Below are 10,698 nucleotides of genomic sequence, written 5' to 3' on the forward strand. Positions count from 1 at the left end.
GGATCTGTGGGACGCCTGGGAACGCTCGGAGATCAGCTACAAGGCCAAGTACGTCCCGCACCTGACGTGCGACATCGTCTACGACAACGCTGGCAAGGCCGCCGACATCCGATGCGGAGACGAGTGAGTCGCCCCTGCACAGCACTGCTGGTGCGCGGACGCGGCGCCGCCTGACGGTGCGGACGGTTCACCGATTGCCCGGGGCGGGCGGATCGCTGCGGTCGACGTCTCGGGTCGAGAGCGCGAAGCGGTGCGCGAATTCGACGGCGTCATCCAGGTGCAGGGTGATCATCGGTGCCTCGACCAGGGGTGGCGTCTCGACGCGGACCGAATAGCGCGTGCGCACCACCGTGTCGTCCGGACCCTCCTCGTCGACCTCGACCAGGGTGGGCGGTGCGCCCGGTGACCAGTCGCCGGACGCGGTCCAGGTGTAGCGGAGCTCGATTTCGCCCTCCGCCGGACAGGACCAGGTGAGGTGACTAACCGACCCGCCGCCGACGTTGGCCCACGCGCTCCAGCCGGTCCCGTCCGGGTGGAGGCAGAGCCAACTCGACTCCATCACCCCGTAGTCGTACGGGCCGGTGTCCCACCGTCCCGCGAGGTTCTCGTCCCGCATGCCCCGCATGATCGCAGCAGCGACCGTCCCACCACCGTCCGCGCCGTCCGCCCGCGCCCCGCCCACCGCAGGGCGCGGGTGTCAGGGCGCCTTTCAAAAGGTGGGTGCGCTGGCGGGGCAGGCTGTGGCGTGTCGTTGATCGGTAAGTGAAGAGGTCTCCGGTAGGCAGTTCATCGACGGGATTCGGTGGCGCACGAGGGTCGGCGCGCCGTGGCGGGACGTGCCGGACTGCTATGTGCCCTGGCAGACGGTGTACGGGGTGCTTCGGCGTTGGCAGCGTGGCGGCACGTGGGAGCGGGCTCAACCGTCACCGCGGGGTAGCCACTCGGTACGACAAGCTCGCCGTCCGCTACGAAGCCACCGTGCACATCACGGCGATCAACGAATGGCTACCCCGCTTCTGGAACGCGGCCTAGGTGAACGGCCCTCGCGGGCCGGTGGAGGACAGGTCAGACTGCGGGCGTCTCGTCCCCGCGGACCATCGCGACCGCGCGGCGGCGCCGAGCGAGGAGCACCATGATGCCGCCACCCGCCACCATGGCGAGACCGGCTCCGGCGATCAGCCCGGACTGCGGCCCGGTGATCGGCAGATCACCTCCGCCGCCACCGCTGCCGCCGTCGTCGTCGCCGTCCCCGCCACTGCCGCTCGCGGCGACCACGACGGCGAACCCGTCCTCGTTGTCGCTGTCGTCCACATCGGCTGCCCGTACGGCGACGGCGTTCGCCGGAAGTTCGGCATGCTCCGGGCCGGAGAGGGTGTCCGTCCGCTCGGTCAAGCCCTCGACCTGCAAAGTCCCGCCCGCCAAGGTGACGGGTGCCTTGGCGGAGGCCGACACCGTCGCCAGATTGTGCAACTCGACGGCGGAGTAGATGCTGTCATTCGGGTCGGTGTCCTGGCCGACCGGTACGAGCGCGAGCGTGTCGTAGGTGCAGACCGCTGACCGCCCGTCGTCGCCGACCGCACACTCCTTCGGCGGTCGGGTGAACGTCACGCCCTTGGGCAGGTGCAGCGTGGCCTTGACGCCGCTGACTGCCTTCCGGCCCTGGTTGACGACCCGGTACCGCACCGCGCCCGTCTCGCCCGGGTTCAACGTCCCGGTGGATTCGAGCCGGCCGTCCGCGCCGACCCGCACCGACTGCTTCACGTCCGGCGCCACCACCGACAGGTCGGCTTCGGGATCGTCGACCAACTTGAGCGTGAACCATTTGCTGGCACTGAGTTGCATCTTGTCGTCGCCCCAGGCCATGCCAGCCTCGACGTGGAACCTGCCTTCGTAGGGCTTCTTTTTTTCGTAGACCTGAATATCGATGGGCAGATCCACCGTCCCGCCGGGTGCCGGCATCAGCTCCGGAAACAGGCTCGATTCGATACGGCAGTACCAGCCCGAGTGGTCGCCGTCACACTCACCGGAGCCACCGCCCTCCGGCCATATGAGCGCGGCCTTGTACGACCAGTCCAACTCGGAGGGGCGGACGTAGAAAATGATCTCTCTCGGGGTCTGGTCGGTCAGATTGGTGAGCCGCAGGTGGACCCGTTTCTTCTCGACCCCCAGCGGAATCGTCGTACCGGGCAGATCGAGCGTGAACTTCGCGCCCGGGTCCGCCGCCGAGGCGGGACCGGCGGGGGTAGCCATCCCGGCAAGCAGGAGCAGCGCGGCGGCGGCAGTTCGCACCAGCCATCGATGACCAAAGGCCATAGCAGAACCCTTCAGGCGAGCGGACAGTACGGCCGAGGACACTATCCGCAATGGACTCGCATCGGTATCCTCCGCTCACCCCCTACCTGGGCGAGGGCCGGATCGGTCAACCACCAGCCGGCCCTGCCAGTGGCCAGCCGGTCCCGGCCGATCTTGCGCCGCAGGCGTGAGATGACGCTGCCCACCGCCAGGGCGTTCTTCGGGCGCGCCCTGACGCTCATCCCGTCCCGGACCTGTGCGCCGCTACGAGGCTCGCCCTGCGCATCGATCAGCACCTGCAACGCCTCGGCCTGCTGGGGGCTCAGCTTGACGGGCGCGTTCTGCCCGGCCAGCCAGGTTTCGCTGGTCGTGCGTTCCAATCGCACGCCTGCCCACTCCGCCGCGCGCGGCGGGGCCTCCGCCGGGCCGGCCAGCCGCCAGCCGCCCCCGCCTGTGATGATCCGGTCCGGCCCGAGGCGTTCCCGGAGGTGGTGGATGAGCACGCCCACCGCGGCGATCGTGGCCGGCCGGTCGTGCGGCGGCAACGACGACCAGATCCCACTCCTGCTGCGCGGCACTCCCCGCGCCTCGACGAGCACCCGCAGCACGGCGAACTCCTGCGGGCCGAGCCGGACGAACCGAGCCGGCCCGTCGAACACGTACCGATGCTCGACATCGAGTCGCAGGCTGCCGAACGACAGCACGTCGGTGCCGTCGACCGACTCCGGCGCGATCGGATCCCGCACCCACCAGCCGTCCGCCCCGGTGAGAATACGTGCGGCACCGATCTTCCTACGGATGTTGGCGATCACCACGCCGATCTGGGCAGCTGTCGGCGGCCGATACCCGCGCGGCATGGCGGCCCAGATCGCCTCCCGGCTGAGGGGCGTCCCCCGCGCCGTGATCAGGACGGCCAGCACGGCGACCTGCTGGCCACTGAGCATGACCGCGCTCGACTCAGCGTGCAGTCGGACCAGGCCGGTGGACGTCTGCAACTCCAGCCCGGCGTAGCACAGCGGGACATCCAGCACGGGTATGGACAGCTGACGGCGACCGGTGCTGGTCCGCGGACGCCGTCCTTGACGGCATCGAGAGGTCGCCGACAGCGCAGAGCCTGCCGCCGGAGAAGCGTCCTCAGCCGGAAGGCAGCAGGCCGACCGGCCGACCATGGACTGATCAACCACCATGAAGGGCCTCACCATCTGGCTGGCCGGCCGCCACTACCCCACCGACCAGCCTGAACCTCGCTCCGTACTCGCGGATGCCGGACGCCGGCGGTCAGGCCGACGGCCCGACCAGTTGGTACGCCGCTCGGACGGCGGCCACGGCCCAGCGCATGCGACTGACCGCCTCGACCGGATGGTCGCCGTACTCCTGCGCGACGAGTGCCGCGCAACCGGCCGCCCGGTGCCGGCTGACGCTGTACAACACCGCCTGCCGGATCTGTTCGGGCGTCGGATCCTTCGACGGTTGGAGCGTGGAGGCGAAGAGTGCCTCCGCCCTGGTACTGAGCAGTTCCGACGGGCTCATCACCGGCTCCTTTCCGGTAGGTGGCGGCCATGCCCGCGAGGCAGATCCGGCACCAGGCGCACCACCACCGAGGTCGCACGCACGAGATGCGGGCTGGTCGATCGCCTCGGGCGACCGACGTGCCTCGGGCAGCCGACGAATTCGCCGAACGGCGGTGCCCGGGGTGGGGTCAGCGGAGTCCGGCCCCACCCCGGTTCCGGGTTCCGGGTGCTGGGGTGCGCGCCCCTGCGTCGTGCCCGGCGCGCACCCCGTGATTCACCTTTCGCTACTTACCTGACCCGGCGAGGACGCCCTGCACGAAGTAGCGCTGGAAGGCGAAGAAGACCGCCAGCGGCACGAGCATGGACAGGAACGCGCCGGGACCGATCGTGTCGAGGTTGGACGAGAACGACCGCATCTGCTCCCGCAGGGCGTAGGTGATCGGGGCATTGTCGGAGGTGGCGAAGACGAGCGCGACCAGCAGGTCGTTCCAGACCCACAGGAACTGGAAGATCGCCAGCGAGGCGATGGCCGGCCAGCCGATCGGCAGCACCACGCGGGCGAAGATGAGCATTTCCCGGGCGCCGTCGATGCGGGCCGCCTCCAGCAGGTCGCGCGGGATGTTCAGGAAGAAGTTCCGCAGCAGGAAGATCGCGAACGGCAACCCGAAGGCCACGTGGAAGGCAACCACCGCTGGGATCTCGCCGTAGATGCCGAGGGTCCGGAAGATCCGTGCGTCCGGCACGATCGCCACCTGGATCGGCACGACGATCAACGCGACGACCAGCGCGAACAGCCAGTCCCGGCCGGGGAAGTCCATCCAGGCCAGGGCGTACGCGCCGAGTGCGCCGAGCAGCACCACGAGCAGGGTCGACGGCACGGTGATCAGCACCGTGTTCCACAGCGATTCGACGATCCGCTCGTTCTGCAGCACCTGGGCGTAGTTGTCGAGGGTCAGTTGGGCCGGCGCGGTGAAGACCGTCCACCAGCCGGTGGCGCTGTTGTCGGCGCTGCTACGCAGGCTCGCCACGGCCAGACCGAAGGTCGGCAGCAGCCAGAAGACGCCGATCAGGACCACCAGCAGTCGCAGCAGCGCCTTGCCGAACCGCATCATGAACCGGGTCCACGGTCCCGGTCGCGGCCGGCCGCCCCGCGCGGTACCGGCGGGTATCAGTTCCGGTACGGCGTCGATGGTGGCGTGGCTCATCAGCTATCCCTCCTCAGGCGCCGGATGTTGAACAGCATCGCGGGGAGCACCAGGGCGAACAGCAGGACCGCGAGGGCGCTGCCGAGCCCGTAGTCGAGGCCGCCGCCGAAGGACACCCGGTACATCTCCAGGGCGACCACGGTCGCGTCGTCCTGGGACGACTCGGGTGCGAGCACGTAGACGAGGTCGAAGATCTTCAGGACGTTGATTGTCAGGGTGACCAGGACCACGACGAGCACCGGCCGGACCAGCGGCACGGTCACGTGCCGGAATGTCTGCCACTCGCTCGCGCCGTCCATCCGGGCCGCTTCGAGTGCTTCCCGAGGCAGGGCGGCCAGCCCGGCCGACACCAGCACCATGGCGAAGCCGGCCCAGATCCAGATGTACGCCCCGATGACGGCGGGAGTGATGAGTGAAGGCCCGAGCCAGGTGACGCCGTTGAACGGCTCGGTGAAGTTGTCGGCGGGCAGCCGGATGACGTATGGGCCGGAGGTGAGTTCGGGGAAGGCGAACCGCCCGGCGGCGTCGGTCCGGGTGGTGGCGACCACCCTGCCCCCGTCGGCCACCGCCTCGACGGTCATCTGGGGCAGCCCCACCTCGCCGGCGTCGACAATCCCCGCCTGGCCGCCGCCGCCGCGGGTGAAGTCGAGCCACACCACCCCCTGCAGTCCGGGGCCGCCGGTGGGTGCCGTGGCCGGCTTGGCGTCGGTCGGGATCCGGTCCGGCGGCAGGCCCACGAGGGCGAGGTGGACGGGTTCACCCGGGTTCGCCGGCCCTCTGGACTCGAAGCCGCCGTTGATCGGCGCCAGCTCGCCCTGCTCTCGGGCATCCACGCCGTGGTAGCGCGACGGGGACTCGAAGGCGTCGTGCACCGACACCGCGACCGCGTTGAGCACGCCGCGGTCCGGGTTCTCGTCGTAGACCAGCCGGAAGGTGACGCCGGCGGCCAGGAACGAGATGGCCATCGGCATGAACAGGACCGCCTTGAGCACGGCCGACCGGCGCAGCCGCTCGGTCAACACCGCGAAGATCAGCCCGAGGGTGGTGGCCACGGCCGGCGCCACGATCACCCAGACGAGGTTGTTCAGGATGGCTCGCCGGGTGTTCGGCGAGGTGAACATGGTGACGTAGTTGTCGAGGCCGACGAACCTCGATCCGTCACCGCTGCGAAAGCTGAGCCACAGCGTGTAGACGATGGGATAGCAGACCAGCACCAGCAGCAGCACCAGGGCGGGGCCGAGGAAGAGCGCGACCATCAGGCGGGTCTCCCGCGACCGTCGGCGGGCCGCGGTCCCGGCGGTGGTCCGTGGGCCGCCGGGGGCGTCCCGGTGGCCCGGGCCGCCGGCGGCGTGCCGTGAGCCGCCGGGGCCATCGGCCACGCTCGCCCGGCCGATCGTTGTTCGGGCAGGGGACGGACGGATGCCCTGGGCCGGGTCGGGCGTGATCGTCATCAGTTGCCTCCGAAGTCCTTCTTCGCGGCGGCCTCGAGCTGCTGGGCCAACGCCTCAGGGGCGATCGGCTTGGCCAGGAAGTCCTGCAGCAGCACCCACAGGTGGGCGCTGGTCCCACCGCCGAACGTCTGCGGCGTGAGGTCCGACAGGTCGAAGCGCAGCGATTCGGCCTTCACCACCGCTTCGGCGAGTTCCCGGGTGGTGTCGTCCGCGTACGTCGCGACGTCCAGTCCCGAGTTCGCCGAGATGAACCCGCCCTTGGCCGCCATGATCTTCGCTGCCTCGGGCGAGGCGAGGAAGGCCATCAGTGCGTTCGCCTCCGGCGTGTCCTTGAAGGCGACCGCCTGGTCGCCCGCCGTCACCACCGCCGGCTTCGAGCCGTCGACCGACGGCCAGTTGAAGAACTTCGCCGACTCGCCGACCTTCAATTCACCCAGCTTGTTGATCTCTGAGGCGACGAAGTCACCCTCGAACAGCATCGCTCCCTTCGGCGACTTGCCGAACACGTCGGCGATCGCCTGCGTGAAGGTGGTCTGCGTCGGGTTGCCGGCCAGGAAGCGCGGCGTACGCCAGTAGTCGGCCAGCAGGGTCAGCGTCTTGACCACGCTGGGATCGGTCCAGGGGATCTCGTGCTTGGCCAGCTTGTCGTACATTTCCGGGCCGGCGACCCGGAGGTAGGTGTTCTCGAACCAGTCGGTCAGCACCCACCCGTCGCCACCGGCGGCCACCATGGGCGTCACCCCGGAGTCGGCGAGCGCGGCGGAGACCGTCTTGAGCTCGTCCCAGGTCTTCGGCGGCTGCACCCCGGCGTCGGTGAAGCTGTCGACCCGGTACCAGATCACCGACTTGTTGGCCACCTTGAAGTAGACGCCGTAGAGCTGCCCGTTCACGGTGCCCAGTTCCTGCCAGGCAGAGCTGTAGTTGGCCTTGATCGCGGCGGCCGCGTCACCGGTCAGCGGCTTGATCGCGCCCCGCTTCACGAACTCGGCCACGACCCCGGGCTGCGAGATCAGCGCCACATCCGGCGGCGAACCCCCGGCGATCCGGCTGTTGAGCAGCACCGGCAGATCGTTGCCGCCGGAGGTGTACTTCACCGTCGCGCCGGTCTTCGCGGCGAAGGCGTCCAGCACCGCCTGGAAGTTCGCCTGCTCGGCACCGGACCACGTGGCCGCCACCTCGACCGTCTTGCCGGCAAGGTTCGCGTCCGGCGCGCCGGACGTCGGGCCGGCATCGCCACCGCACCCTGCGGCGGTGGCAAGGACCGCCGTCGCCACGGCGAGCGGTACCCATCGTCGTATCATGGACCCTCCTGAATCTGGTCTGCGGATCGGGACTGGACCGGAGCGGGCGACGACCCGCCGCCCGCCCCGCGTTCGGAGTCGACCGCGGTTGAGTGGCAGCTCAACCGCGGTCGACGGGCGACGGTCGCCGACCCAGGTTCCGGATTGGCGGTCGGCCCGCCTCATCCGTCCCCATCCGGGTCGGCCTTATCGATCGCACCCGATCAACCGATCGGTGATTGCGCCGAGTCTTCATCACCACCGCGTTTCCCGGAAGTCAACTGGGTGCTACGTGACGGGACCGACGAACACCTCACAAGATCAACTTGTCGGATCCGGCCCCGACTCGCCGGTAACTCTTCGCCGATCCACTCTGAGCTGGTGAAACACCGTCCGGATCGGCGCGCCGTCCCAAATTCCGGTAGCACCGGGTCGGTGAACGAACCGTCACGGTGTTGAGATTGGCCACCACTGCTATGTCTGCCCTGTTAACGCGACACTTCTTCCCGACGAAAGAGTCGCTTCGAAGTGATCCAACCGCCGTCCGGAACCGTGCACCTGTTTGAGGTTGAGCGGCGTGACAGGAGGACAGTGTGGAGGACCTGGCGGGGTACACGGTCGCCGTCCTGTCGGAGCGTCGTCGACACGACCTCGCCACCCTGCTGGAGGCCACCTCGGCACGGACGATCAACGTCCAGGCGGTCCGCTCGGTGGCCCAACCGGTGGCGGAGGCCGTTGCCGTCGCCACCCGCTCCTGCGTCACAGGACCGGTGCACGAGGTCATCGTGTCGTCGGGCCTGGGCCTGCGGGCCTGGCTGCGCGTGGTCCAGCAGACCGGCCACCTCGACGCGCTCATCGACCGGCTGACGCACGCCCGCCTGCTGGCCCGCGACGGACACGCCGCCGACACGCTGCGGGATCTCGGCCTGAGCCAGATATGGGCAACCGCCTCCACGACCACCGAAGACCTGTTCCGCTATCTCCTCGCCCAGCCGATGATCGGCCGCCGGGTGGTGGCGCAGATCGAGTCGGAGCCACACCGGGAGTACTGCGAGGCCCTACGCCGCAACGGGGCGACCGTGGTCGAGGTCGTCACCAACCGGTTTCTCCCGCCGCTGCGGATCGACATCCTGCGCCGGCTGTGCGGAGTCATCATCCGGCGGCAGGTCGACGCCGTCGCGCTGACCGGGGCGACCGCCACCGAGAACCTGCTTCGCCAGGCCGAGGCCGACGGCGTACTCGGCGAGGTGCTCAACGCGCTGACCGCCGACATCGTGCCCGCCTGTCTGGGTCACCTGGCGGCGGAGCCACTGCGGGCGTTCGGCCTCAGCGCGTACGTGGCGAACAGTCCGGCCCTGCCGGACCTGGTCAAGGTCCTGGCGAACCAACTCCCGGGACGGTCGCTCCAGCTCGACGTGCAGGGCCACCGGGTGGAGATCCGCAGCCAGGCGATGGTGATCGGCCACCAGGTGATTCCGGTCCAGCCCGGCCCGATCTCGGTGCTACGGGCGCTGGCCCGCCGTCCCGGCCGGGTGCTGTCCCCGGCCGAGATCCGGGCAGCCGCGCCGAGCTGGGCCGACGTCGACGACCACGCCGTCGAGATGGCGGTGTCGCGGCTGCGGCGAGCCTTCGACCACACCCCGCTGGACGGCGTCGACCTGATCCAGACCGTGATGAAGCGTGGCTACCGGCTGGGGGCCTGAGCGCTCACCGGCACACCGAGACGCTTCTATAACTGCCAAGTGGTGCTGGTGGCTGGGCGTGTGCCGGCCAGGGTTTGAAGAGTTGCGGGCAGATGTAGCGCTTGAGGTTGCGCATGACCGCGCGTTTGGTGCGTCCTTCGACGGTGCGGCGGGTGACGTAGGCGCGGGTGCGGGGGTCGTGGCCCATGCGGACCAGGGCGACGGTGTAGAGGGCTCGGTTGAGGCGTCGGTCGCCGCCGCGGTCGAGTCGGTGTCGGGTGGTGTTGCCTGATGAGACCGGTAGCGGTGATGCGCCGGCAAGGGCGGCGAGTTCGGCGTCGAGAGCGCGGATGCGTCGGGCCGTGGCGGACGCCTTCCAGATCGCCTTCGAGGGCCGGCTCACCCCGGCCAACCACTGACCACCAGTTGAATCCGCCCTCGCTGCCGCGGTCGCTGTGGAAGATCACTCCGTCGGCGTTGCCGCCTCGGGCGATGGCGGTCATGTTCAGCGCTGCGACGACCAGACCGGCGTCGTGGTGGGCGCCCATCGCATAGCCGAGGATGCGACGGGAGTACCTGCGCGAGCGGCCCATGTACCAGCCGGCATATCGGTTGGGCTACCACCGTAGGCGGGTGACCGCGGATGGGGGCGGTTGGTCATCGCGCACCGTCGGGACTGGCCGGCACCTACCCGGTGCCGGCCAGTCCCGACGTGTGCCCGCCGCCCATCAAGGGCGACGCAAGGATCAGTTGGTCCGGGCGGAGGCCCACCTCGCGAGTTGATCGGCGCAGGCCGCTCGTTTCAAGGCGATGATCCACAACCATCACCGGCCACCCGGCGACGTGGTGGACATGCACTGACTAGAGCTCGTCCGCCGATGTCCTTCTGCGACGCACGAAGACGATCAGGGCCGCGCCGACGGAGATCATCAGGATTCCGATGAGGCTGATCCGGGCGGTCATCGCACCTGTCGTCGCCAGCTTTTCGCAGGTGCCCGGGTCCTCGTACTCGCCGATCAGCTTGTAGTCGTAGCCGGGAAACTGCACATTGACGGCGCGCTCTCGTCCGGAGGCGAAGACGATCGTCTGCGATCCGCCGTCGGAGGCCGTGAGCTTCTTCTCCTGCGTTCCGTAGGTCGCGACCGCCTCGATCGGTGGCATCCCCTGGCCGGGATGGGTGATGGTCACCTTCAGTTCGGTGCAGGTCGACTCGGTGGACATCGTGGGCAGCCCGCAGGTCGAGGGCCGCGACCAGAGATAACGAGCGATTTCCTTGC

At 69.4% G+C, this 10,698-nt stretch carries 9 protein-coding genes and 2 pseudogenes; 2 read left to right on the forward strand and 9 right to left on the reverse strand.

Features of this window, described 5'->3' with window-relative positions; genetic code table 11:
• Nucleotides 1-187: 187 nt before the first annotated feature.
• Nucleotides 188-616: a hypothetical protein gene (locus ACGF5G_RS35295; protein ID WP_393271197.1), complete on the reverse strand. Its 429-nt coding sequence runs from the start codon at nucleotides 614-616 to the stop codon at nucleotides 188-190.
• A 163-nt stretch (nucleotides 617-779) separates the two neighbouring features.
• On the opposite strand from ACGF5G_RS35295, the pseudogene ACGF5G_RS35300 reads away from it, so the two are divergent.
• Nucleotides 780-914, forward strand: a pseudogene (locus tag ACGF5G_RS35300) (transposase); the annotation flags it as partial.
• Between the two features lie 151 nt (nucleotides 915-1,065).
• Here ACGF5G_RS35300 and ACGF5G_RS35305 read toward each other — a convergent pair.
• The 6 genes from ACGF5G_RS35305 to ACGF5G_RS35330 all read right to left on the reverse strand — a co-directional run bounded on the left by ACGF5G_RS35305 (nucleotide 1,066) and on the right by ACGF5G_RS35330 (nucleotide 7,760).
• Nucleotides 1,066-2,313: a hypothetical protein gene (locus tag ACGF5G_RS35305; RefSeq protein ID WP_393271199.1), complete on the reverse strand. Its 1,248-nt coding sequence runs from the start codon at nucleotides 2,311-2,313 to the stop codon at nucleotides 1,066-1,068.
• A 41-nt stretch (nucleotides 2,314-2,354) separates the two neighbouring features.
• Complete coding sequence (locus tag ACGF5G_RS35310; RefSeq protein ID WP_393271201.1) at nucleotides 2,355-3,323, reverse strand: winged helix-turn-helix domain-containing protein; 969 nt, start codon at nucleotides 3,321-3,323, stop codon at nucleotides 2,355-2,357.
• Between the two features lie 247 nt (nucleotides 3,324-3,570).
• Nucleotides 3,571-3,822, reverse strand: coding sequence for a hypothetical protein (locus ACGF5G_RS35315; protein WP_357702224.1), 252 nt, complete (start codon nucleotides 3,820-3,822; stop codon nucleotides 3,571-3,573).
• A 265-nt stretch (nucleotides 3,823-4,087) separates the two neighbouring features.
• Entirely contained in the window at nucleotides 4,088-5,008 is a 921-nt protein-coding gene (locus ACGF5G_RS35320; protein ID WP_393271203.1) for a carbohydrate ABC transporter permease, read from the reverse strand.
• Nucleotides 5,008-6,459: an ABC transporter permease subunit gene (locus tag ACGF5G_RS35325; RefSeq protein WP_393271205.1), complete on the reverse strand. Its 1,452-nt coding sequence runs from the start codon at nucleotides 6,457-6,459 to the stop codon at nucleotides 5,008-5,010. The genes ACGF5G_RS35320 and ACGF5G_RS35325 overlap by 1 nt, the downstream gene beginning before the upstream one ends.
• Complete coding sequence (locus tag ACGF5G_RS35330; protein WP_393271206.1) at nucleotides 6,459-7,760, reverse strand: ABC transporter substrate-binding protein; 1,302 nt, start codon at nucleotides 7,758-7,760, stop codon at nucleotides 6,459-6,461. Before ACGF5G_RS35330 ends, ACGF5G_RS35325 begins: the two co-directional genes overlap by 1 nt.
• 572 nt (nucleotides 7,761-8,332) lie before the next feature.
• On the opposite strand from ACGF5G_RS35330, the gene ACGF5G_RS35335 reads away from it, so the two are divergent.
• Nucleotides 8,333-9,442 (forward strand): uroporphyrinogen-III synthase, encoded by a 1,110-nt coding sequence (locus ACGF5G_RS35335; RefSeq protein WP_393271208.1) that lies wholly within the window; start codon nucleotides 8,333-8,335, stop codon nucleotides 9,440-9,442.
• A 4-nt stretch (nucleotides 9,443-9,446) separates the two neighbouring features.
• Here ACGF5G_RS35335 and ACGF5G_RS35340 read toward each other — a convergent pair whose 3' ends face one another.
• Both ACGF5G_RS35340 and ACGF5G_RS35345 read right to left on the reverse strand, forming a co-directional pair.
• Nucleotides 9,447-9,824, reverse strand: a complete 378-nt coding sequence (locus tag ACGF5G_RS35340) for a transposase (protein ID WP_393271210.1) — start codon at nucleotides 9,822-9,824, stop codon at nucleotides 9,447-9,449.
• Between the two features lie 458 nt (nucleotides 9,825-10,282).
• A pseudogene (locus ACGF5G_RS35345) lies at nucleotides 10,283-10,698 on the reverse strand (hypothetical protein); the annotation flags it as partial.

This window comes from Micromonospora sp. NPDC047730 (genome assembly GCF_043204765.1).
Lineage (GTDB): Bacteria > Actinomycetota > Actinomycetes > Mycobacteriales > Micromonosporaceae > Micromonospora.